This is a genomic window from Pseudoalteromonas sp. SG41-5, from assembly GCF_014164495.1.
Classification (GTDB): domain Bacteria; phylum Pseudomonadota; class Gammaproteobacteria; order Enterobacterales; family Alteromonadaceae; genus Pseudoalteromonas; species Pseudoalteromonas rhizosphaerae.
In genome coordinates this window covers 1-24,058 of the sequence record NZ_JACJFH010000014.1, presented here as the reverse complement: position 1 = coordinate 24,058, position 24,058 = coordinate 1, and the positions used below count along the sequence as shown (strand labels likewise).

The window sequence follows — 24,058 nt, the reverse complement described above, 5'->3', positions numbered from 1 at the left end:
TTGCATACACCTTTAATCAGTATTAAAGGTGTATGTGGGGTGGCTAATTAAAACTTAACACTAAAGCCAATTGAAGGGCGCATTTCAAAATCATCCTCGTTTTCTTTGATAATTAAATCATTAGTCGAGGTTACTTTCTGATAATCTAAATCAATGCTACTGGTGTTTGCTTGGCCGTAGGCGTTCATTAATTCTAAAATTAACACACCGTCTAAGCCCCAAAAGTCGGTTTGACGTTCAAAACGAAGATCAAGCCGATGATAAACATCGAAACGCTCAGAAAATGGATCACCATATTGTGGTAAAAAACGTCCTTCGAATTCGGAATTTTCTGTGACGCCAACAATCGGGGTGTAAGCTTGACCGCTGCGGGCAGTAAAGTTAAAGCCCCCTTGCCATTTTTCACTGATTTGGTAATTAAACACCATGTTGACAACTAAAGGGGTATCAGCGTAATAATCCCGAGTGATATTTTGGCGTTGGTCAGTACGTTCACTTTTGGCATAACTAACTGCAAGCCAGCCATACCATTTATCAGTTTTATTTTTGTTTATTAATAGATCAACACCGTAAGCTCGCCCAGTTACATCATTACTGTAACGAATTGCTGCATCGGAATAATTGTTTAATGCCAACGGTAAATCGTCCATGGTTTTGTAATACCCTTCAATAGACCATGTCCATTCATCGGCAAGTTCTTGTGCAAAACCTAAACTGCTGTGTTTTGAGGTTTGCGAACGTAAATTCGGGTTGCCGTGTTCAGGCAATAGAGTGTCAATATCTTGCATGCGATTATAATGCCCGTATTTAGCATTGATGCTATTGTGATTATTAATAAAGTAGCTAAGCGTAAGGCGCGGCATCACAAAATCTTCATCAGTGTAATCATTGCTTTGATATTGCACGCCGACTTCGCTTTGCCATTGTTCGTTAATAACCCAAACATGGCTAACACCAACAAAGTACTTATCAAGGGCTAGCTTGTCTTTGCCAGTTATTCGCTCACCTTTGTTTAGATCGCAATCAGGATCGAGCTCGGTACAAAGATATTGAAAACTATCGTAACTGTAAGTACTGTCGTTATCAAAATAGGCGGCATCAAAAACCAGTTGCTGGGCTTTAGTAACACGCCAATTTAATCGTCCTTTATAAGTGATTTGCTTTTGTTGTTCTTCATCAAAATAGCCATCACTTAGCGTGGCACGTTTAGCGTATTCCAATCGGCCAGAATGTTCGAGCGAACCAACGCCTAAGCGTAAATGAAAGTCTTTATTAAAGTGATCCCATAAAATACTTTGGCTGGTAAATTCACGAATAAAATCAGCATCGCCTTGATACTCAGGATTTTTTAGTGAAAGTTCAGCGCGTTGATTAAAGCCTGCTGCAACCGAGTCTTTTGCGCCTGTAAATGACACTGTTAGGGCGTTTTGATTGTTTATATCCCAGATCCATTTGCCTTGGTAATCATGATCATCTGGGGGATCATTGATGGTGATACCACTGAGTTCACCATCGTCGTTTTCAAGCTCTTCACCTTTAGAGAAGAACAGTGGTAATGTACTTTTACGTGCTGATAAATAAAACGCGGTGTTCTGCGTGAGTTGCCCTTCAACAAAGACACCGGCATTAAACATTGTAAGATCAAGCGTGGTAGTAATCGGTTGATATTTAGGATTACGCAGTGTTACGTCAAATACGGCACCGGTGGCGTTGCTGTAACTGGTGCCATAGCCGGCTGAGTAAAGTTGAAAATCTTGAATAATGTACTTGTTGAAAATAGAACTGCCGAAATCATGAAAAATATAGCCTGCAGGCATAAAATCCACTTCAAACAAATTATCATCGGGCGATGAGCCACGTACCGCCGGTTCACTCATTGAGCCGCCAGCGGCGACAACGCCTGGTAATGCAAATACTGCCCGCAGTGGATCGCCCATAGCACCGGGCATAGTGATCAGTTTTTCAGTATTTTCGGTTATTTCACTGGTAATGCTACTGCGTTTATAAACGGTTTCAAGACGCTCTATTATTTCTTCATTAGCATCAACGTTGGCGTGCGTTAAAAATGGCAAACACAACGCCAGTGGCGTTAAACGGTAAAGTGATGGCAAGCAGGTGGCTAACATGATTCTTCCATGGTTATGAGTAAGTGTGACTGCGACCTATAGTAATGAGAAAATATATAAAAATACGTAGTAAACTGTACGAAAATGTAGGCAAATGTAGGGAGGTGTTACAAGCTGTTACATTTAGTTTTGAGCTCTGATAGTAATACCTAATTGGCTTGAATAGCCCATTGAGCGTGCGGTTATTCGCAGTTGTTGATCAATTACATAGTAAGTAGGAAAGGCGCTGATTTTATAATTACTCTGGGTATTTTTATCGCCTAGTAAAATGGGCATTGTGAGTTTAAGTTCACTAACAAACTGCGCAACTGCTTGTTCATTTTTATAATCAAGTGCAATGCCAATGGCGTTGATATTAGAATCAACCAATGCCGCTTCTAGGTTTGGCATACTGTAACGACAGATTGTGCACCATGGCGCAAAAAAATAAACCACGGTGGTGTTACCTTTGAGCATCGCAATATCAATACGTTGTTCGCTGTCATTGAGCACAGGTAAATTAAAATATGGAGCAGGGCTGCTATCTGAGCTGAGTAAATTGCGTTGCTGATATGTAGTCACTACAAAAAACACCACAACTAACATAATTATATTGAGCAGCAAACTCGTTACTTTTTTCATATCGACCTCTAAAGCTAATTCCCCTTATTACTATTTAAAGACTTGAAAAGCAAACTTTGAGTCCTCACTTTATTGAGTAGGCAAAAAGAGATTTTGAAAAAAATAAAACTTTTTTCAAAAATAATCTTGAAAACAATTTTGCCGTCCATATATAGTTTAGTGAGGACGCCTGATGGGTCCCAACTAAACATAAGTAATTGAAATTTATATTATTAATTAAACTTTGCTTGCGCTTGTTCAACCGAAAAGCACATGCAAAATATCGCTTAAATATGAGGATATTATTATGCGTACAGTAGATTTATCACCACTTTATCGTTCATTCATTGGCTTCGATCATTTAGCATCTTTAATGGATGCGGCCGCTCGCACTGACAAGCAGCCAAGTTTTCCTCCGTATAACATCGAAGCACTCGATAAAGACAAATATCGCATTACTATGGCTGTTGCCGGTTTTAGTGATAATGAGCTGACGATAGAGTCAGAAAATAACACCTTAAAAGTTGCTGGCATTAAAGCCAATAAAGATGACAGCGCAGAGCGCAAATTTATTCATCAAGGCATTGCTGAGCGCAACTTTGAACGCAAATTCCAGCTAGGTGACCACGTTAAAGTACTCGGCGCTGATTTAGCCAATGGGCTACTTAGTATCGACTTGCAACGCGAGATCCCTGAAGCACTTAAACCACGTAAAATTGAAATTGGCAGTGGTAACTTGCTAGAAGGTAAATAACCATCCCTTTGACAGTGTTTTTCCCCTAATTTACTTGTTATTTTTAGTAGCCGCCTCAGTTGAGGCGGCTTTTTTAGCTTTGCTTAAACATCGGGTCCGCTTAGCGCACCATTAATCGCAGATGATTAATGATGCTGTGTTCAGTTTGTATCTTTACTTTTTAATTTGGCTTGCATGTCTTTTAAGGCGGCAATTTTATCAATAGCAACTTGCAGCTGCCGTTGAGGGAGGCCTTTTTGACGGCCTTTTTCGAGCAAGCTTTCAAGGTTAGTTATTTTTTGTTGAGCAGCTATTACAAAGCGTTGCTCGAGCTGAGTTTGCTGCTGTTTATGAAAATCGAGGTAAGCTTGATGATCGGTTAAGTCGCCTTGAAACTGACTCGCACTGATTGGATTTTTTGCGATGACAGGCAAGTAACTCGGTGTAGTAATGGGCGGCAGTTGTTGACTGGCATCAGTATTTTTTAATGAGGTGTGACTATCAATCGCCGCTTCAGCAGTCATATCTGGATTAATAGCTGTCGGTGCCGACGCATTATTTATTTGTGGTGCGGGCGTTACTGGCGTTAAATCATCAGCAGCGCGGATGGGAGCTATTTCACGTTTTCGCTCTGTTGTTAAATTTATTACTAAAAAACCTAAACAAGCGACGCCTGTAATTATGTAGATAGCTTTTTTATTCATAGTTTTACTGCATTTTGTTGTTGCCAAGCCAGCCAATTTTGCTGATAGCGTTGCTGCGCTTTTTGTATTGCGATGGCTTTTTTAGCTTGATAGCGAACCGTTTCGTCAGTAGCGCTAAAGTAGTTATACTGATGGTTATTACTAATTATGACGACCCATAGACCTTCAGGTGAGCGCATCACCGCAGATAATTCTTCTGCTTTTAGCGTATAAGCCAGTTGCACAGCCCAATTACTTTTATTTTTGCGAGTTAGTTTATTGTGATACTTAGCATAAATGTCGGTTTGCTGTGATATATATAATGCATCTGTAAAAGAGCTTGCTTGTACTGTGTTTCTAAAGCGAACCGCTTGGTCTCGCTCAGTAAACGCAGCGCCGTAAGCTGTCACTTCACTAAGGTATTTAAAGCGCACTTTATTTGCCTGATAATAATTTTTTATTTCTTTATCGGATATTTGTTGTTCAAGACTGTCGAGTATTGGGCTTTGAACGTGCATCATGTCTTTAATACCTAGCCAACTTTGAATCGAAGGCCTTAAAATATCGCCTTTTGCTAGTTCTTCTAGGTGCGCGATACTGATCCCTTGCTTTAAAAGTAATGGCGTTGCTTTTAAAAGCAACGCCTCAAATTGTTGCTTTTTTATCACTTCAGTTTTGAATAAGTCACTTTCACCTTGGTGCAGTCGAAAGCGTACTTGCATAGATAAAGGGGCTATAAACTCATAAAGATTGACGGCGGTTGTAAAGAGCCCTCTGAGCTCAGTGCGCTGCATTTTATTGATTTGTTCAGCGTTGTATTGGCCATCAGCAGGGTAGCTAGGCAATACTTTGAGCAGCCACTGGGCATTATATTGTGTGAGATTACTTCCTTTAACATAGGATGTTGATAAATTGAGTTGCCTGTCAAATATGTTCATTAAATAGCGCTCAACATGGTACTGCGTGCTAAAGCCTACCGCAGATTGACGTTCAAGCAGCTCAGGCATATGTTGTTCTGCTTGATATAATAAAAATTGATTTTCAAACATATGTTTACGAACGTCTTTGCGACTAATGTTGGCATTGTGTTGTTGATAAACTTGCTGCATTAAACGCACTTCAGCAGCGCTATATTGGTTAAATGATGCCATTGTTAGGCTGCTATAAAGCAGTCCTAACAATAACAAAATACAACTGCTCAGCGCTTTCATTGGCGTACGACCATGGCATGATTAAGTAGGTGCACAACCATGGCAATCGCATGTGGGATCACTTGTTTTGCCGTATTTAAGCGGTCGTAATGGTCTTGTGAATTAAGCACAATACCGCCTTGAGCATAAGAAAAAGCGCCACCTTGTGTCAGTAAAGGACGTACGTCTTGACTGTTTATATCCAGTGCTGAAAATGTTTGCATGGCTTGTGTAATAAGGGCAGAGTCATTGAGTTGTTCCTGATCATAGTAGTCTTTTACCCAGCTTTCCCAGCTTGAATGATTGAGATCAGATGTGGTCCAAGTATGGTGTGGTTGTAGTAAGTCAGTTGTATGGAAAACAAAACCTAACACTTGTGGGTTGCCACTTTGCAAATAGCTTTGATACCAGTATTGACCTAAATTATCAATTGGCTGAAAAGGCATTTCTTCAAAGTCATCGTACATGTTGTAATTTGATTGGCTGTCAATTCGGTAATTAGCTTCAGTAATACCATAGCTGTTGTACTTTGATGAATCGGCATTAAACCAGCCTGTTTCACCGCCTTGACCGTCATCAAGGTAGTCACCTTTTAACCAGCTTGAAGCCAAGTTATCAACGGTGCCCCATACCGTCAGTTTTTGGTAATTGTAGCCACCAAAGTCGTTACCGTGTTGATCAGCCCCTTGGGTATGGTTTTGGAAATGCCAATAGCTGGTATATTTAACAATACTCTCTGCTGCTCCCCATATTGGTGCTTGAACACATGACCCCGTTACAGCACCACAAAAGAAGGTGTCTTCAAAGTCATCCACATCATAGGCTGCTTGGCCTAGTACTTCGGCTAACTGGGTTACCGTCATATTATTTTGTTGAGCGTATTGGCTTAATGCCGAAAACTGTGTGCTGCTTGGGTGCTGCTGCATATAGTTCACTGCATCGATGACGATACGTTTATGTGTTTCTTGGCTAAATGCCTGTGCTTGGCTTGTACTGATCAGTAATAATGCCGTTAAAAACTGTTTTTTCATCGTGTTCTCATAGTGTTGTGGAGTAATTTCTAATATTAGAAAGTAGGGTGATTACACTATAATTACAAATTAATTAAACATTTAATTAACAATATTACCTGATATGATACTTCTGTTAGAGTTTTTCTATATTATTTAGGCACCATTGCGCTCGCTCTAAAATAGCGTGCTGTTGTGATGTATCTTGTTTTTGCCAATTTTTATAGACCATGCCAATACGTGGGTTACGAGCTAAGCGGGCTTCATGGGTGTGCATAAATTGCCAATATAAACTATTAAAAGGGCAAGCCGTGTCGTCACTTTTTTGTTTTACGTTATAGTGGCAGCTGGTGCAGTAATCACTCATTTTGTTTATGTAGTTACCGCTTGCGGCATACGGTTTTGTGGCGATTAGGCCGCCATCTGCAAATTGACTCATACCACGGGTGTTAGGCATTTCTACCCATTCAATGGCATCGATGTAAATGCCCAAATACCAGCTATCAACTTCATTTGGATCAATACCGGTTAATAAGCAAAAGTTTCCGGTGATCATTAAGCGTTGAATATGATGCGCGTAGGCGGTCTCTAAGCTCTGCGTGATTGCCTGTTTCATACAGTTCATTTTTGTTTTGCCACTCCAAAAATAATCTGGTAACAGACGAGCAGCCTCAAGTTCATTTTTACTCGCGTAATCAGGCATATTTTGCCAATAAATACCTCTTACATATTCTCGCCAACCTAAAATTTGCCTAATAAACCCCTCAACTTGGGCAAGCGTGATCTGTTCTTGGCGTGCCGCAAACTCAGCCAGTACTTGCTTAATAACTTGCATTGGGTGCAGCATTTTTGTGTTAAGTGCAAACGCGATACGACTATGATACAAGCTCCATTTGTATGAGCTCTGACAGGTCATCGCGTCTTGAAATTTTCCGAAACAGGGGAGTAGATGAGTGCAAAAGTAATCGAGTAATTGTTTTGCTTGAGCACGACTGGTTGGCCATAATAAAGTTGCTGAACAATGGCCAAGGGTATTTACCTGGTGTTTTTTTATGCGCTGTAAAATAGCTTCAATATTATTGGTAAATATTTTTGGTTCAGGGATAGCAGCTAAATCAGTTTTTTTTAATTTGTTACGATTGTCTTGGTCAAAGTTCCATTGCCCGCCTAGTGGAGCATTATCTTGCATCAATATGTCAAAGCGCTTGCGCATCATGCGATAAAAAAATTCCATTTTCACATGCTTATCTTTTTTAAAATGGTCGCTGATATCAGCAAAAGGTAATAAAAAATGTTCGCTGTCTGTGGCACTAACATTAAAGTCACTGCTGTTTGCAAACTCTTGCAGTTGAGTTTTTAATCTATACTCATCAGGATACTGATATTGGATTTGTTGACACTGATATTGCTTCGCCAAGCGTGTTAGTAATGAGGTAATGCATGCGTCATCGTGGGTATCATCGAGTGTTAAATGAAGCACATTTAATTGTGCTTGTTTGAGCGCAGTCGCAAAGTTCTCCATTGCCGCAAAAAACGCCGCTACCTTTTGTATATGGTGTTTTACATAATCTGTTTCTTGTTTTAATTCAGCAATGACATAAAGGTATTGTGTTTGATCCTCTTCTTTATACCAACTGTGATTGGCATTAAGTTGGTCGCCAAAAATAAATCTCAGAGTATTATAGATCATTAATTTTGCTCAAAATTGTTTTATACGAATTAAATTGTCGATTAGATCGCATTTATTAATACTGATAGTCGTGGTATAGGTATTAATACGTAAACAAAGGAGTGTCGCCTTATGAATCAATATCAGTATGCTATTTGCAAATTTAAAATTGTTTTACCTTGTCTCATTGCACTTTGCCATGTTAGTTCTTTGCATGCCACAGTCTATCAGTGTGAAAAAAAAGGCGTCGTGGAATTTAGTCAATTTCCATGTGGTGATGATGCGAAACTAATCTCTGTAAAAGAGCAAAACCCAAGCTTATCTAGTCAGATTGTTGCTAATGAAAATATTGATACCTCGGGCGTTGATAGTTATATTCGGACTCGGCAAATTGATGCTGATATTCAACAGCATCAAGATAAAATTGATAGCTTAAGCGAGAAAATGAATCAGCAAATTGCCGCCTTAGGTGAGCAATCAGATGCGCAGTTAAATAATTTATCTGGTGCAAAAAAAGAAACTGCAATAGCTAATCAAATGACCAGTATTTCAGAGCGCTATAACGTTTTAATTGCACGTGAACAGCGGGATATTGATCGACTCTTAAAAGAAAAACACGCTTTGCCTGCGTCGAAAAACACGTCTGAAATTGACCAACAATCAACCCAGAGCAAAGGTATTGATTCGTTCATTCGGTCACAAGAAATCAAACGAGATGTTGAACAGCGACAATCAAAAATAGATACTTACCAAGCTCAAATGGATCGCCAAATAGCAGCCCTCGAAGCTCAGGCTAAAGAGCAACCGAATAACTTAACTGATGCGACTTTTGATAACTCCTTATCTAGAAAAATGAGTGCGTTAACATCAAAATATGCAACTTTAATCGATGTTGAACAGCACCAAATAGATCGTCTTCTACAAGAGTTAGCCAGTATAGAATAATGCATGTAGGTTATTTGTTATGAATTCACTTGCTGCTGCACGGACTTGTTAATTGCAACAATATTACTGGTATTAAATAAATAGCTTTTCACTATGCTGTTAAACATCCTGAGTGCATAACGCCACGCTTGTTCTAGGTTTAGCGTAAATTCTCGGCCCAAATGAATTTTTAGCGCAGCTATAAAAGCATCACATAATAAATCAACATCCTGACAAGTGAGGCCAGATTTACTTAGGTTGTTGGCATGATAATGAATAAAAGGTAATACAGACAATAAGCGATCTAAGTGGGTAATAGTGCGTTCCAATGAGCAATACAACAAATAACTTTTTCACTTATTTCATCACTGCTAGGCCATTGCATTGTCAATGCATGACGTTTTAATTGCATATGAAAGGTAACAGTAAAACAGTGAAAGTTGGGTTTTATTATTGCGATACTTCATAATAACATTTTTTGATGATGAGCAGAAATACTCATAATAAGCCCTCTCTAAATAGCCTTAAATATGCAGATTGCCATTAAAAACTTAGTATAGACGCTGTGTAGGAAAGAGTGAGTAAATCGATGGAAATTGCGCAATAGCGTGCTTTATTAATGCCAATAAGGCTAGGGCTTTTATGTTGGTTTTTTAACAGGGTACTTTTGGTACGGTTATAGCGAATTGTTCTGACCTATAATTTTGTACTTTATAATCTAGTCATTCTTTACCAGTTTTTGGTTGCTAATTCCGCCAAGCCTCTTTATAATAGCCGCCATTGTCTAGCTCACTTAATTGGCTGCTAGGCAGGTATCAGATATTTTGATACCAGTTGGCGCGGGATGGAGCAGCCTGGTAGCTCGTCGGGCTCATAACCCGAAGGTCGTCGGTTCAAATCCGGCTCCCGCAACCAAGTTTTTTAGATAAGCCATTAATTTTATTAATGTTTCTCAATTCTTGAAGCCATACTTTTGAGTAGCGATTTTAGTTACTGATTTGAAGTCGCGCATTCTATGTAATGCGCGTTTTGCGTTTAAGCCTTTGGGTTTAATTTAGATGGTGTTAGCTATCCGCAACCAAGCTTGGCCCATGGCCACACAGTTTTATGCTTTAGGTGTGACGCCCCGCTTGGTTCGGGGCGTTGTTGTATCTGCACCTCTTGATTTTAAATCAAGGTATAAGCTAAGTATTTTAGGGCTATAAGCCCTTTTTTTGTTTGTATGGAGAATTTTCGTGACAAAACTTGAGCAAGATTTATTAACCATGCTTTCACCGTCAGTTGAAATGTTAGGCTTTGAATTACATGGTCTAGAGTTTGTGCAAGCGGGTCGCCATTCTACGCTTAGGGTCTATATCGATCACGAAGCGGGGATCTCGGTTGATAACTGTGCTGATGCAAGTCGTCAAATAAGCGCAATTTTAGATGTCGAAGACCCGATTACAAATGAATATGATTTGGAAGTATCGTCTCCTGGTGTTGATCGTCTATTATTCAAACAAGATCACTACGAGAAGGCACAAGGAGAGGAAGTACGCGTGCGTACTAAGCTTCCACAAGATGGTCGCCGTAATTTTAAAGGCGATCTAATAGCAGTTAGCAGTGATATGATCACACTTTCATATGACGGTACTGAGCAGTTAATTATGCTCAGTAACATTGAACGTGCGAACATCATCGCAAAGTTTTAATCCGAGTGCGAAGGAATAGGGCAAGCGAGGCATAACCCATGGCAAAAGAGATATTATTGGTTGCTGAAGCCGTTTCCAATGAGAAAGCGGTTCCAAAAGAAAAGATTTTCGAAGCGTTAGAGTTCGCATTAGCGACTGCGACTAAGAAAAAACACACTGGTGAAATTGAAGTACGCGTTGCAATTGACCGTAAAACAGGTGACTACGACACTTACCGTCGTTGGCAGATTGCTGCAGTACTTGAAGATGGCTCACTGGAAAACCCTTACAGCGAAATCACGTTAGAAGCGGCTCAGGTTGATGACCCAGATCTTAAGATTGGTGATTTCATCGAAGAGCAAATCGAGTCAATTAAATTTGACCGTATTACTACACAAATGGCGAAACAAGTAATCGTACAAAAAGTACGTGAAGCTGAGCGCGCACTTGTTGTAGAAGCTTATAAAGATCAACAAGGCGAGTTAGTAACAGGTGTTGTGAAAAAAGCAACGCGTGACGCAATCGTATTAGATTTAGGTAACAATGCTGAAGCGGTTATTTACCGTGATGACATGTTACCACGTGAAAATTTCCGTCCTGGCGATCGCATCCGTGGTTTACTTTATGAAGTAAAACCTGATGCTCGTGGTGCACAGTTATTTGTAACACGCTCTAAGCCAGAAATGCTGATGGAATTATTCCGCATTGAGGTGCCAGAAATTGGCGAAGAGATGATTGAATTACGTGCAGCGGCACGTGATCCAGGTTCACGTGCTAAAATCGCCGTGAAATCTAACGACAAACGTATCGACCCAATTGGTGCGTGTGTTGGTATGCGTGGTGCACGTGTACAAGCTGTTTCTACCGAATTAGGTGGTGAACGTGTTGATATCGTACTTTACGATGACAACCCAGCCCAGTTCGTTATTAATGCAATGTCACCTGCTGAAGTTGCTTCAATTGTAATGGATGAAGACACCCATTCAATGGATATCGCTGTTGAAGCTGATAACCTAGCACAAGCAATTGGTCGTAACGGTCAAAACGTACGTCTTGCTAGCCAGTTAACTGGTTGGGAACTAAACGTAATGACAGTTGAAGAGATGCGCGCTAAGAACGAAGCGGAATCTGATAAGTTAATTAACTTATTCACTGAAAACTTAGACATCGATGAAGACTTTGCAACATTACTTATCAACGAAGGTTTCTCAACCCTTGAAGAAGTTGCCTATGTGCCTGCGTCTGAGTTTTTAGAAATTGATGGTTTAGATGAAGATACTGTTGATTTGTTACGCTCACGTGCAAAAGATGCATTAACGACTAAAGCACTTAAAACAGAAGAAAGCCTTGATGGTGCAGAGCCTGCTGAAGACTTATTAGCACTTGAAGGGTTAGAGCGTCACCTTGCGTTTGTTATGGCAAGCAAAGGGGTTGTTACGCTAGAAGATTTAGCAGAGCAAGGTATTGATGAATTAGTCGATATTACAGAGCTTTCTCCAGAGAAAGCGGGTGAGCTAATTATGGCTGCGCGCAACATTTGTTGGTTCGCAGACGAGTAATTTATTAACGGAGGTATTAGAGACTATGGCAGAAGTAAATGTTGAAAAACTAGCCGGGGATATTGGTACAACTGTTGATAAATTGCTTCAACAATTATCGCAAGCCGGTATCACTAAGCAAGCGGGTGATAATGTAACTGAAGCAGAAAAAGCAACGTTACTTGATCACTTAAGCAAGCAACACGGCGGCACAGGCTCAGATGGCCCAGCGCGTATGACATTGCAACGTAAGAGCAAAAGCACATTAAGTGTTACGGGTTCTACAGGTCAAGCAAAGTCAGTACAAGTTGAAGTACGTAAAACACGTACTTACGTGAAGAAAAGCGCGGTTGAGCAAGAGCAAGAGCAAGCACGTATAGCAGCAGAAGAAGCCGCTCGTCGTGAACTTGAGCAACAAGCTGCAAAAGAAGCAGCTGAGCTTAAAGCAAAACAAGACGCAGAGCGTAAAGCCAAAGAAGAGGCTGACCGTAAAGTGAAAGAAGAAGCTAAACGTAAAGCAGATGCTGAACGTGTAGCAAAACAGAAGCAGATGACCCCAGAACAAACCGCGAAGTCTGAAAAAGATCGCGTTGAAGCTGAGCGTCTGCAAAAAGAAGCAGAAGAGGCCGCATTGAAGAAAGCTGAAGAAGAAGCGAAACGTCAAGCAGAAGAGGCAAGAAAGCTAGGAGAAGAAAATTCAGCCCGCAGGAACAAAGAAGGAGAAGAACGTAAGAAGCGCGATTAAATCGCTGATCACCACCTTACTACTTCTACTTACGCACGTGAAGCAGAAGATGTTGCTGATGCGCGTGATGAGCAAGGCACACGCCGTGCTAAGAAAAAGAAAAAAGCCCCAGCGAAGGAGAAATTTGTTCCTTCGAGAGGCAAGAAAAGCAAGCTAAAAGCACCAGCTTCATTACAACATGGCTTCCAAAAGCCAACGGTTGACGTGAAAAACGAAGTGCGTATTAGCGAAACAATTACAGTTGCTGAGCTTGCATCACGCATGGCCGTTAAGGGCGCTGAAGTTGTAAAAACAATGATGAAAATGGGTGACATGGTTACCATTAACCAAGTGATCGACCAAGAAGCTGCACAGTTAGTTGCAGAAGAAATGGGCCACAAAGTTATCATTGTTAAAGAAAACGAATTAGAGCAAACAGTACTAAATGACCGTCATGAAGATGGTAAATCTGAGCCACGTGCACCAGTAGTAACTGTAATGGGTCACGTTGACCACGGTAAAACGTCAACGCTTGATTATATTCGTTCAGCAAAAGTGGCCTCTGGCGAAGCCGGTGGTATCACACAGCATATCGGTGCTTATCATGTTGACGTAAATGGTAACATGATCACTTTCTTGGATACTCCAGGTCACGCGGCGTTTACGTCAATGCGTGCTCGTGGTGCTAAAGCAACAGATATCGTAATCCTAGTGGTTGCAGCAGATGATGGTGTAATGCCACAAACTAAAGAAGCGGTTCAGCATGCGCGTGCAGCTGGCGTTCCTTTAATTATCGCTGTTAACAAAATGGATAAAGAAGGCGTAGACCCAGATCGCGTTAAGAATGAGCTTGCTCAACTAGACGTTATTCCTGAAGAGTGGGGCGGTGATACACAGTATGTGCATATTTCTGCTAAAACTGGTTTAGGTATTGATGACCTTCTTGAAGCGGTATTAAACCAATCTGAGTTGTTAGAACTTACTGCTCCAACTGTGGGTATGGCTGCTGGTGTTGTTATTGAATCTCGTCTTGATAAAGGCCGTGGTCCAGTTGCTTCTATCCTTGTACAATCTGGTACGCTTAACCAAGGTGACATTGTATTATGTGGTCTTGAGTATGGTCGTGTTCGTGCAATGCGCGATGAAAACGGTAAAGACATCAAGTCTGCAGGTCCTTCAATCCCAGTTGAGATTTTAGGTCTATCTGGTATTCCAGCTGCGGGCGACGAAGCAACTGTAGTTAAAGACGAGCGTAAAGCCCGTGAAGTTGCACTTTACCGTCAAGGTAAATTCCGTGATGTTAAACTAGCACGTCAGCAAAAAGCGAAGCTTGAAAACATGTTTACTAACATGACTGAAGGCAATGTGTCTGAAGTTAATGTGGTACTTAAAGCAGACGTTCAAGGTTCAATCGAAGCAATCTCTGATTCATTGACAAAACTGTCAACAGATGAAGTTAAAGTGAAGATTGTAGGCTCAGGCGTAGGTGGTATCACTGAAACTGACGCAACCCTTGCTGCAGCATCTAATGCAATCGTGGTTGGCTTTAACGTTCGTGCTGATGCATCGGCACGTAAAGTAATTGAGTCTGAGAACTTAGACTTACGTTACTACAGCGTTATCTATAGCTTGATTGACGAAGTGAAGCAAGCTATGTCTGGTATGTTAGCACCAGAGTTCAAGCAAGAGATCATTGGTCTAGCTGAAGTTCGTGACGTGTTCAAGTCACCTAAAATTGGCGCTATCGCTGGTTGTATGGTTACTGAAGGTGTTATTAAACGTAGCGCACCAATTCGTGTACTTCGTGATAACGTGGTTATCTACGAAGGTGAGCTTGAATCACTTCGTCGCTTTAAAGACGATGTTGCTGATGTTCGTAACGGCATGGAATGTGGTATCGGCGTTAAGAACTACAATGATGTTCGCGTTGGTGACCAAATCGAAGTATTCGAAACAGTTGAAGTACAACGTACACTTTAATTGTTCGTAAGCTAAGATAATAAATGGGGGCTCAGCCCCCATTTGTGTATCCATTATTTAAATAACTTATTTATATTTCTCAATGAGTTATAATTTTTAGAGTAGAGTCTAATGAGAGAGTTTTCTCGTACTGATCGTGTTGCTCAGCAAATTCAAAAAGAAATTGCTGTTATTTTGCAACGTGAAATTAAAGATCCACGTTTAGGTATGGTTACAGTATCTGCTGTAGAAGTATCACGTGATTTATCTTATGCAAAAATCTTTATTACTGTGTTTAACACCCAAGATGAAGATGCTGCAAAGCAAAGTGCTAAAGTATTAAATGAAGCGACCGGTTATATTCGCTCACTACTTGGCAAACGCATTCGTGCCCGTATTATGCCAGAGCTTAAGTTTGTGGTTGATAATTCACTGATGGAAGGCATGCGTATTTCAAACCTTGTTGATTCTATTATTCGTGAAGATAAAGCAAAGCATGTAGATGACGAAGTTGATAGCGTAGATGATGCAGAGCATATCGACGAAACAGACAGCGAAAAAGGCACTAATACAGATGGCAAAGCGCAGTAAAGGCCGTCCAGTTGACGGTATTTTGTTGTTAAACAAACCAATAGGCATTTCATCAAATAAAGCGCTACAGCAAGCTAAAAGTGTGTATTTTGCACAAAAAGCGGGGCACACCGGTGCCCTTGATCCGCTTGCAACGGGTATGCTGCCTATCTGTTTTGGTGAAGCGACTAAATTTACTCAGTTTTTACTCGATACTGACAAAACCTATGTAGTTCGCGCTAAATTAGGTGAACGTACGACAACATCAGATTCTGATGGTGAAATTGTCAGTACTAAAGATGTCAATGTGACGGCTGAGCAACTTAGCGAAGAAATTGCTAAGTTTTTAGGTGAGTCAGATCAATACCCGTCAATGTATTCAGCGTTAAAATATGAAGGCCGACCTTTATATAAATATGCGCGTGAAGGCATTGAAGTACCTCGCAAGTGCAGAAAAATCAACGTATTTAGTTTAACACTAGATGAGTTCGATGAAGCTAATAACGAAGTGCAAATGACCGCCCATGTTTCAAAAGGTACTTATATTCGTACTATCGTCGATGACTTAGGCGAAAACCTGGGTTGTGGCGCGCATGTGATCATGTTGCATCGCAGTGCGGTAGGGCATTACCCTGCTGACAAAATGGTGTCACTTGAGCAGTTAGAAGCGTTATTAGTAAAAGCGAAACAAGAAGAGCTTACGCCTTCTACTTATCTTGATGAACTATTACTGCCAATGGACACCGCATTAGTTGGTCTACCTGTGGTTGAGCTCAGTAAAGAGCAAGGTAGTTCTTTTAGCCATGGTCAGGCGGTTGTACTTGATATTGAACTGCCAGAAGGGGCAATTAAAGTGCTCGCTGATGGTGTGTTTATTGGCACTGGTGAACGTAATCCTGATGGCCATTTAAAGTCAAAACGTGGCTTATCAAATCAGCAAGAAACAACAGCGTAAAGTTTAGCTTGTAGTTATTGCCGTAGCTGGTAGAATACGCCCGCTAATCGTTTTGGCTGAATTAGTGATCGGCTAAGACACCTTTTAAATTTTATTTTTGGAGTTACTATGTCACTAAGCAATCAAGAAAAGATCGATATCATCGCAAAATTCGCACGTGCAGAAGGCGACACTGGTTCACCTGAAGTACAAGTTGCACTTCTTACTTTTGATATCAACAAGCTTCAAGGTCACTTTGCTGATCACAAGCATGACTTCCACTCACGTCGTGGTCTGCTTCGTAAAGTAAGCACTCGCCGTAAACTGCTTGATTACCTTAAAGGTAAAGACATTGCACGTTATACTGCGTTAATCCAAGAACTTGGCCTACGTCGCTAAGAACTAGATTACATAGAAAGGAGCTTTATAGCTCCTTTTTTTGTGCCTGAAATTTCTCACTCTCTCTGTCCACAACAATTAATTCTCTTGAAATATCAAATAAAAGCCACATAGTTAGTGACAGCAAAGCACACTTTTTAGCGCGCCTATTATCACCACTTTTATCTAGGGACTAAGCTCGCAATTTTGCATTACTTTGTTATATACTATGCGCGTAGATAAAAAGGTTTATCTACGCTTATTCACATCATTGCCAATTGTAGTACTTAATTGATTTCCAACTGAATACAATTATGTACTGTAATTGGTACTTTGATGGCAACTTATTAGAACACATTTAAGGAACATTTTAAGTGCAAGCAATTATTAAAGAATTTCAACTAGGTCAACATACAGTTACCCTAGAAACCGGTGCAATCGCTCGTCAAGCAGACGGCGCAGTACTAGCAAGTATTGGCGACACATCAGTATTAGTTACTGTTGTTGGTAAGCGTGAAGCACAACCGGGCCAAGATTTTTTCCCACTAACAGTTAACTACCAAGAGCGTATGTACGCTGCAGGTCGTATCCCTGGTGGTTTCTTAAAGCGTGAAGGTCGTCCAAACGACGGTGAAACACTTATTGCACGTCTTATTGACCGTCCAATTCGTCCACTTTTCCCAAATGGTTTTGTAAACGAAGTACAAGTTATTGCTACTGTTGTTTCTGTTAACCCTGAAATTCAACCTGATATGGTTGCGATGATCGGTACTTCAGCAGCACTTGCTATCTCTGGTATCCCATTCAGTGGTCCAATTGGTGCAGCGCGCGTTGGTTACATCAACGGCGAATACGTACTTAACCCAACGTTAAAAGAGCTTGAAGAAAGCCAACTTGATTTAGTTGTTGCTGGTACTGATAACGCAGTACTTATGGTTGAATCAGAAGCTGACGTACTTGCAGAAGACGTTATGCTAGGTGCGGTTGTATATGGTCATGAGCAATCTCAAGCTATCATCAACGCAATCAACGAATTCAAAGCAGAAGCTGGCAAACCTACATGGGATTGGGCAGCACCTGAAAAGAACGTTGCTTTAGAAGATAAAGTAGCAGCAATCGCAGCTGATAAAGTAGGCGAAGCTTACCGCATCACTGATAAAGTGGCTCGTAAAGAAGCACTTGGCGTAGCTAAAGACGAAGTTGTTGCTGTATTAACAGCTGAGCTTGCTGAAGGCGAGTCACTAGACAAGCAAGAAGTTGGCAAAGTATTTGGTTCTCTTGAGAAGAAAATCGTACGTGGGCGCATCACTGCTGGCGAAAAACGTATCGATGGTCGTGAACCAGATATGATCCGTGCACTTGACGTAATGACTGGCGTATTGCCACGTACTCACGGTTCTGCAATCTTTACGCGTGGTGAAACACAAGCACTGGTAACAGCTACACTTGGTACAGAACGTGATTCACAGTTAATCGATGATTTAACTGGGACACATAAAAACCACTTTATGCTTAACTATAACTTCCCTCCGTTCTGCGTAGGTGAAACTGGTTTTGTAGGTTCTCCTAAGCGTCGTGAAATCGGCCACGGTAACCTAGCTAAGCGCGGTATCCAAGCTGTAATGCCTACATTGACTGAGTTCCCTTACTCAATCCGTGTTGTATCTGAGATCACTGAATCAAATGGTTCATCTTCAATGGCATCAGTATGTGGTACTTCACTTGCACTTATGAATGCGGGTGTGCCAATTAAAGCGTCTGTTGCGGGTATCGCGATGGGTCTAGTTAAAGAAGACGAAAAATTCGTAGTTCTTTCTGATATCTTAGGTGATGAAGATCACTTAGGTGACATGGACTTTAAAGTAGCTGGTACTGCTGCAGGTATCACTGCACTACAGATGGATATCAAGATTGAAGGTATCACTCAAGAAATCATGCAAATTGCGCTTAAACAAGCAAAAGCTGCACGTTTACACATCTTAAGTGTGATGGACGAAGCGATTTCTGCACCATCTGAAGAGCTTTCAATGTTTGCTCCGCGTATCTACACTATGAAGATACCACAGAAGAAAATCGCAGAAGTTATCGGTAAAGGCGGCGCAACTATTCGTCAACTTACTGAAGAAACAGGTACTACGATTGAAATCGGTGATGACGGTACAATCAAAATTGCAGCAACAGACGGTGAAAGCGCAGCAAATGCAATCAGCCGCATTGAGCAATTAACAGCTGAACTAGAAGTAGGTACTATCTACGAAGGTAAAGTTGTACGTATCGTTGATTTCGGTGCGTTTGTAAACATTCTTCCTGGTAAAGATGGCCTAGTGCATATCTCTCAGATCAGTACTGAGCGCGTAAATAACGTGACAGATCACCTATCTGAAGGTCAAGAAGTTAAAGTTAAAGTACTAGAAGTAGACCGTCAAGGTCGTGTACGTTTAAGTATCAAAGAAGCAATGGAATCAGCAGCTGCCGCAGCTGATGCACCAACTGACGCTTAATTGTTGATATTTAATCCAGATATTCTCTGGATAATATAAAAAGGGGCTGTATAGCCTCTTTTTTTATGCTTTAATGAAACCTCTTTGGATAACACTTGTCCTATCAGTTTGCTACTTATCTTGGTATAAAGGATTTTAATGATACTTAAACACATAGCCTTGGCATCGTTTGCTATTCTGTCTTTAAGCGCCTGTCAATCTACTTCGCAAGCACAACCGACTGCGATTGTGAATGTGCCTTTCACTGCGCCTTTAGCGTCTGATTTTCGTAGTGAAATAGCGATAGCTCGTTATTCTGAATTATTAAATCGTGCTGATCTAGCGCCAGATCAACAAGCAAAATTATTTTATGACCGTGGCGTATTATTTGATAGTTTAGGTATGTCTACCTTGGCGCGGATTGATTTTAATCGTGCTGTGCAATTGAAGCCCGATTTAGCCGAAGTGTATAACTTTTTAGGTATTCACCATACCTTGATGCAACAATTTGAAAAAGCCTATGAATTTTTTGATTCAGCGTTAGAACTCAATGAGCAACACGAATATGCCTACTTAAATCGTGGTATTGCTCTTTACTATGGCGATAGAGCAAATCTTGCAGCAGCTGATCTTAAAGAGTTTTTATCTCGTTCGCCAAGTGATCCTTACCGGGTGTTATGGCTTTATCTAGCGCAAGCAAGCGCTGATCCTGTGCAAGCTTTAGCAAACTTAAAAAGCAATGCACAAGGGCTGGATGATAGCCAATGGGCGTATAGTTTAATATCACTTTATTTGGGCGATATGAGCGAGCAGAGCTTTTTAACAAGTCTTGCCGATGGTGTTAAAACTGAACAAGAATATGCGCAGCGGCTATGCGAAGCTTACTTTTATTTAGCTAAAATATATCAAGCTAAAGGGCTTGATTATCAAGCCGCAGATTTCTTTCGTTTAGCACTTGCCACCAATGTGCATGAGTTTGTGGAATATAAATATGCCCGTTTAGAGCTTGAGTTAATGGCTGGTGAAAACGACAGTTAAATTATTTATTAGTGTTGTTGTTATGCTGAGTTTGGGATATTTACCAAGCTCAGTTAATCAGCATCGCGATATTGCCTTTTGGCATGTAAAACATACCCCAGATTCTATTCTTATTAGTTATTATCGTTTTATTGACGATTTTAATGCTCAGCTTAATTCATTGACTGATGCTACCTTATACTTATTAGCTATAAATGCTGTTACAGATGCACAATTTGCTTGGGCACTGCGGTTACTAACAAATGATCAAGCACAATCGGCTTTACCTTTTTGGCGTGTTAGCGTGGCTCAGCAAAGTGTTGATAAGCGCCGCAGACTCAGTGCATTGTTACTGCAATCAGAACGTTGGGATGATTTAACATCACTGGCAGAGCAACACCTGTTGCCTGCAAGTCATGCGGCAGAACAATTAAAATTACACCATGGCGCCACACCGGCGAGTATTGACCAAAGCTTTGCCAGTCATGAGGGATTTTTATTATCCTTTTCACAGCTGCAAGCGCAACCGCAGTGTCAGTTTAATGTGTTGATGATGACAGATCATCGCCAAGGTTTAGCAAAACTTAATGCATTTAAAATTCGTTATCAACAACACCCCCAACCGAGCTCAGGCAGTTTTTGTTTTAGTAAGCCGATTTATTTAGGGGACTCCATAAACTGCCAACAACAGCCGCAACATGCCGCTAAATGTGATTGGCAGCCTTTAGCTCACAATAAAGCTTGGCCAACGGGCTTTGATTTTATAGTGATGATGACCGCAACTGGCTCAGGCAATGTGCAAGGTGGCATAATGCACTTAAACTCGGCGAGTTATTACGGTTTATTTTTACATGAGCTGATGCACTTTAACGGCTTTGAAGATGAGTATCCATTACCCGCAGCGAAGCAGGCGTGGTTATGTAATCAAAAAGGCTTGGTGGCGCCGAACCTTTTTATTGCCAATGATCTTACACCACCGGCTGGCTGGCAGCTAAGTGATAGCTGTCAAACACCAATTAAAGCATATAAACCAAGTCATAACTGGTCAATAATGCAATATCAACAAATCCCTTTGTCAGTGTATTATCAACAATTATGGTTGCAACAAATTACTGATCCGAGCTATCAACCACTACGATTTAGCGACTATTTTCAGCAATTTAAAGCACCTATGAACTTTATAAACAAAATGACAAAAAAAAATATTGAGGGATAAAGTTGTAAATAATATGCTGTCAGCACTAAAATAGTACAAAATAACAGCAGGTAGAAGGGCTTACTATAGACAAAATCGTCGCTGATCAGTATAACTATATACCTATAAAGCGTTTATTGAAGCTAAAATTAAAACCATCCGAAATGACCAGTACTAAACTAAAACTAACTAGCAGTGTATTGATACTCTTATGACTTCAAAAGGTTTCTCTCTATGACTTTGCTCTGGATACCCCTGTTATCCTTAATTGGCAGTGTTATTTCTTCCTGCACCGGCAAATTGACTCGTAATCAATCTACGAGCTTAACTATGCTAGCGCCTTTATGCGCCTTAGCAATTGCGATTTATCACACGCCAGCGGTTTTAGCGGGTGAGACAATTCGCTTTACCACTCAATGGATACCAGCGCTGGGTATGGAGCTGGCTTTTCGCCTAGATGGCTTAAGCTTATTGTTTATCTTTATGATCTTAGGGATCGGGTTGCTGGTTATTTTTTATACCCGTTATTACCTAAGTAATAATGACTCGATGCCAAAATTATACTGTTACTTAATGCTGTTTATGACTGCAATGCTCGGTATTGTGATGTCGAATAACGTGATTCAACTATGGCTGTTTTGGGAATTAACCAGTATTAGCTCATTTTTGTTAATCAGTTTTTGGTGGCATAAATCAGAGGCCCGCAAAGGGGCACGTATGGCATTAGCAGTCACTGGAGCCGGTGGATTAGCTCTACTAGGCGGCTTACTACTGCTTGGTGATATTGTTGGTAGCTATGATCTAGACGTTATTTTAGCTAGCAAAACATTGATCCAGTCACATGACTTATACGAAGTTGCATTAGTGTTGGTATTGCTAGGTGCATTTACTAAATCAGCTCAATTCCCATTTCATTTTTGGTTACCGCACGCAATGGCAGCCCCAACGCCAGTGAGTGCCTATTTGCATTCAGCGACTATGGTAAAAGCCGGTATCTTCCTGCTTGCACGTTTTTATCCAGCGTTAGCTGGAACAGATATCTGGTTTATTTTGGTTGCCATGACCGGCTTAACAACGTTATTGGTCGGCGCCTACATCGCTTTATTTAAGCATGATTTAAAAGGGCTGCTGGCGTATTCAACCATTAGCCATTTAGGTTTGATCACTTTATTACTTGGGTTAGATACTGAACTTGCCACAGTAGCGGCAATATTTCATATTATTAACCATGCAACGTTTAAAGCATCATTATTTATGGCCACCGGTATTATTGACCATGAAACTGGTACGCGAGATATGCGTAAGCTCAATGGTATGTGGCGATTTATGCCTTATACAGCGACACTGGCAATGGTTGCTGCAGCGGCAATGGCTGGGGTGCCGCTATTAAATGGTTTCTTGTCAAAAGAAATGTTTTTTGCAGAAACCTTACATCAACCAATACTTGGTTCTATGTCGTGGCTTATTCCTGTATTAGCAACTCTAGCGGCTGCTTTTTCTGTAGCATATTCGGCACGCTTTATTCACGATGTATTCTTTAATGGCGACCCAATCAATTTACCAAAAACACCGCATGAGCCTCCTCGCTATATGCGTGTGCCAATCGAAATACTCGTTGTGTTGTGTTTACTAGTCGGTATGTTTCCAAACTTTGTGGTTGATGGTATTTTGTCAGCGGCGTCGCTAGCAGTTCTTGGGGAAGCGACACCACAGTTTAAACTGTCAATTTGGCATGGTTTTAATTTACCATTGCTTATGAGTGCGATGGCTGTCGTGGGCGGTGTATTTATATATATTCAGCGCAAGCACTTATTTAAGTTTCAAGCATCACTACCTCCATTAAATGCTAAAAAAACCTTTGAGCGGTTTGTCTATGCGATCATTAAGTGGAGTCAAGAAAAAATCAGCAGCACCGAAAATGGTTCTCTGCAACGTTACATTGTTGTGATGTTGGGGGTCGTATTGTTGTGTGCTGGTTGGCCATTGTTTGAAATGAACGCTTTGGCGGGTACTGCGCCACGTACGCCGATCGATTTTCATAATGCCATTGGTGCAGGTTTAATGATCATCGGCGCCATTAGCACTGTGATTTGGCATCGCTCACGGATGGTATCGTTATTGATGATATCAATCGTAGGGTTAATGGTTTCAGTGGCATTTACTCGCTTCTCAGCGCCCGATTTAGCGCTTACACAGTTAACCGTAGAGGTAGTGATAGTCATTTTATTAATGCTGGCATTATTCTTCTTACCGCAACGCACCCCTAAAGAGTCGAGTTCATTACGTATTTTACGTGATTTAGGGATTGCCTCAGCAGTGGGGGTGGTTATTGCCAGTATTTGTTATGCATTATTAACGCGTCCGCTTGAGTCAATTTCAGATTTCTTTATCGCCAATGCAAAAACTGGCGGAGGCGGTACCAATGTCGTAAACGTTATTTTGGTTGATTTCAGGGGCTTTGATACCCTAGGGGAAATCACGGTACTGGGGATTGCAGCGTTAGGTATTTATAAAGTATTAACTAATTTACCATTGTTTATGCCAGCCAGTGACAGTGAAGGTCGCCCTTGGGCGCGAGAACGTCATCCACTGTTATTAGCCAGTATTTCACAAAGTTTATTGCCATTGGCGTTATTAGTCTCTGCGTATATATTTTTG

At 40.9% G+C, this 24,058-nt stretch carries 18 protein-coding genes, 1 tRNA gene and 1 pseudogene; 13 read left to right on the top strand and 7 right to left on the bottom strand.

Annotated elements, in window-relative coordinates; genetic code table 11:
- Positions 1 to 47: 47 nt before the first annotated feature.
- On the bottom strand, positions 48 to 2,126 hold the full coding sequence (locus H5232_RS05855; protein ID WP_182794565.1) for a TonB-dependent siderophore receptor: 2,079 nt from the start codon (positions 2,124 to 2,126) through the stop codon (positions 48 to 50).
- 123 nt (positions 2,127 to 2,249) lie between these two features.
- Positions 2,250 to 2,747, bottom strand: a complete 498-nt coding sequence (locus H5232_RS05850) for a TlpA disulfide reductase family protein (protein ID WP_145240416.1) — start codon at positions 2,745 to 2,747, stop codon at positions 2,250 to 2,252.
- A gap of 286 nt (positions 2,748 to 3,033) precedes the next feature.
- Here H5232_RS05850 and H5232_RS05845 point away from each other — a divergent pair, with 286 nt between their 5' ends.
- A complete protein-coding gene (locus H5232_RS05845; RefSeq protein ID WP_145240418.1) occupies positions 3,034 to 3,480 on the top strand; it encodes an Hsp20 family protein in 447 nt (148 codons plus the stop codon).
- A 140-nt stretch (positions 3,481 to 3,620) separates the two neighbouring features.
- On the opposite strand, the gene H5232_RS05840 is transcribed toward H5232_RS05845, so the two are convergent.
- From H5232_RS05840 to H5232_RS05825, 4 genes are all read right to left on the bottom strand, one after another.
- Entirely contained in the window at positions 3,621 to 4,163 is a 543-nt protein-coding gene (locus H5232_RS05840; protein ID WP_145240420.1) for a hypothetical protein, read from the bottom strand.
- Positions 4,160 to 5,293, bottom strand: a complete 1,134-nt coding sequence (locus H5232_RS05835; protein ID WP_259400104.1) for a peptidyl-prolyl cis-trans isomerase — start codon at positions 5,291 to 5,293, stop codon at positions 4,160 to 4,162. The genes H5232_RS05840 and H5232_RS05835 overlap by 4 nt, the downstream gene beginning before the upstream one ends.
- Positions 5,294 to 5,349: 56 nt before the next feature.
- A complete protein-coding gene (locus H5232_RS05830) occupies positions 5,350 to 6,363 on the bottom strand; it encodes a phospholipase (RefSeq protein ID WP_145240424.1) in 1,014 nt (337 codons plus the stop codon).
- A gap of 115 nt (positions 6,364 to 6,478) precedes the next feature.
- Entirely contained in the window at positions 6,479 to 8,032 is a 1,554-nt protein-coding gene (locus H5232_RS05825) for a cryptochrome/photolyase family protein (protein ID WP_145240426.1), read from the bottom strand.
- Between the two features lie 111 nt (positions 8,033 to 8,143).
- On the opposite strand from H5232_RS05825, the gene H5232_RS05820 reads away from it, so the two are divergent.
- On the top strand, positions 8,144 to 8,956 hold the full coding sequence (locus H5232_RS05820) for a hypothetical protein (protein ID WP_182718633.1): 813 nt from the start codon (positions 8,144 to 8,146) through the stop codon (positions 8,954 to 8,956).
- A gap of 17 nt (positions 8,957 to 8,973) precedes the next feature.
- Here H5232_RS05820 and H5232_RS05815 read toward each other — a convergent pair whose 3' ends face one another.
- A complete protein-coding gene (locus H5232_RS05815) occupies positions 8,974 to 9,264 on the bottom strand; it encodes a hypothetical protein (RefSeq protein ID WP_182784354.1) in 291 nt (96 codons plus the stop codon).
- Positions 9,265 to 9,773: 509 nt separating this feature from the next.
- On the opposite strand from H5232_RS05815, the gene H5232_RS05810 reads away from it, so the two are divergent.
- The 11 genes and pseudogenes from H5232_RS05810 to H5232_RS05760 form a co-directional block, all read left to right on the top strand.
- Positions 9,774 to 9,850, top strand: a tRNA-Met gene (locus tag H5232_RS05810).
- 320 nt (positions 9,851 to 10,170) lie between these two features.
- Entirely contained in the window at positions 10,171 to 10,626 is a 456-nt protein-coding gene (gene rimP, locus H5232_RS05805) for a ribosome maturation factor RimP (RefSeq protein ID WP_145240432.1), read from the top strand.
- A 38-nt stretch (positions 10,627 to 10,664) separates the two neighbouring features.
- The gene (gene nusA / locus H5232_RS05800; RefSeq protein WP_145240434.1) at positions 10,665 to 12,164 is read left to right on the top strand and encodes a transcription termination factor NusA; all 1,500 of its coding nucleotides are present in this window, start codon (positions 10,665 to 10,667) and stop codon (positions 12,162 to 12,164) included.
- A 25-nt stretch (positions 12,165 to 12,189) separates the two neighbouring features.
- Positions 12,190 to 14,847: pseudogene (gene infB / locus H5232_RS05795) on the top strand (translation initiation factor IF-2).
- A 111-nt stretch (positions 14,848 to 14,958) separates the two neighbouring features.
- Positions 14,959 to 15,417: a 30S ribosome-binding factor RbfA gene (gene rbfA / locus H5232_RS05790; RefSeq protein WP_182740728.1), complete on the top strand. Its 459-nt coding sequence runs from the start codon at positions 14,959 to 14,961 to the stop codon at positions 15,415 to 15,417.
- On the top strand, positions 15,401 to 16,351 hold the full coding sequence (truB, locus tag H5232_RS05785; protein WP_145240440.1) for a tRNA pseudouridine(55) synthase TruB: 951 nt from the start codon (positions 15,401 to 15,403) through the stop codon (positions 16,349 to 16,351). The genes rbfA and truB overlap by 17 nt, the downstream gene beginning before the upstream one ends.
- A 108-nt stretch (positions 16,352 to 16,459) precedes the next feature.
- Positions 16,460 to 16,729, top strand: a complete 270-nt coding sequence (gene rpsO / locus H5232_RS05780; RefSeq protein ID WP_016707659.1) for a 30S ribosomal protein S15 — start codon at positions 16,460 to 16,462, stop codon at positions 16,727 to 16,729.
- Between the two features lie 353 nt (positions 16,730 to 17,082).
- Positions 17,083 to 19,209, top strand: coding sequence for a polyribonucleotide nucleotidyltransferase (pnp, locus tag H5232_RS05775; RefSeq protein WP_182762560.1), 2,127 nt, complete (start codon positions 17,083 to 17,085; stop codon positions 19,207 to 19,209).
- 138 nt (positions 19,210 to 19,347) lie between these two features.
- On the top strand, positions 19,348 to 20,226 hold the full coding sequence (gene nlpI, locus H5232_RS05770) for a lipoprotein NlpI (RefSeq protein WP_182718695.1): 879 nt from the start codon (positions 19,348 to 19,350) through the stop codon (positions 20,224 to 20,226).
- Complete coding sequence (locus H5232_RS05765) at positions 20,210 to 21,421, top strand: hypothetical protein (RefSeq protein ID WP_182830635.1); 1,212 nt, start codon at positions 20,210 to 20,212, stop codon at positions 21,419 to 21,421. Before nlpI ends, H5232_RS05765 begins: the two co-directional genes overlap by 17 nt.
- A 213-nt stretch (positions 21,422 to 21,634) precedes the next feature.
- Positions 21,635 to 24,058, top strand: a 2,424-nt coding sequence (locus tag H5232_RS05760) for a monovalent cation/H+ antiporter subunit A (protein WP_182830634.1), incomplete at its 3' end; no start/stop codon positions are given.

Excerpts from the sequence above, each read along its gene's own strand:
- H5232_RS05855 (WP_182794565.1), bottom strand. The coding sequence starts at position 2,126 with ATGTTAGCCACCTGCTTGCCATCACTTTACCGTTTAACGCCACTGGCG.
- H5232_RS05850 (WP_145240416.1), bottom strand. The coding sequence starts at position 2,747 with ATGAAAAAAGTAACGAGTTTGCTGCTCAATATAATTATGTTAGTTGTG.
- H5232_RS05845 (WP_145240418.1), top strand. The coding sequence starts at position 3,034 with ATGCGTACAGTAGATTTATCACCACTTTATCGTTCATTCATTGGCTTC.
- H5232_RS05840 (WP_145240420.1), bottom strand. The coding sequence starts at position 4,163 with ATGAATAAAAAAGCTATCTACATAATTACAGGCGTCGCTTGTTTAGGT.
- H5232_RS05835 (WP_259400104.1), bottom strand. The coding sequence starts at position 5,293 with ATGGCATCATTTAACCAATATAGCGCTGCTGAAGTGCGTTTAATGCAG.
- H5232_RS05830 (WP_145240424.1), bottom strand. The coding sequence starts at position 6,363 with ATGAAAAAACAGTTTTTAACGGCATTATTACTGATCAGTACAAGCCAA.
- H5232_RS05825 (WP_145240426.1), bottom strand. The coding sequence starts at position 8,032 with ATGATCTATAATACTCTGAGATTTATTTTTGGCGACCAACTTAATGCC.
- H5232_RS05820 (WP_182718633.1), top strand. The coding sequence starts at position 8,144 with ATGAATCAATATCAGTATGCTATTTGCAAATTTAAAATTGTTTTACCT.
- nusA (WP_145240434.1), top strand. The coding sequence starts at position 10,665 with ATGGCAAAAGAGATATTATTGGTTGCTGAAGCCGTTTCCAATGAGAAA.
- rbfA (WP_182740728.1), top strand. The coding sequence starts at position 14,959 with ATGAGAGAGTTTTCTCGTACTGATCGTGTTGCTCAGCAAATTCAAAAA.
- truB (WP_145240440.1), top strand. The coding sequence starts at position 15,401 with ATGGCAAAGCGCAGTAAAGGCCGTCCAGTTGACGGTATTTTGTTGTTA.
- rpsO (WP_016707659.1), top strand. The coding sequence starts at position 16,460 with ATGTCACTAAGCAATCAAGAAAAGATCGATATCATCGCAAAATTCGCA.
- nlpI (WP_182718695.1), top strand. The coding sequence starts at position 19,348 with ATGATACTTAAACACATAGCCTTGGCATCGTTTGCTATTCTGTCTTTA.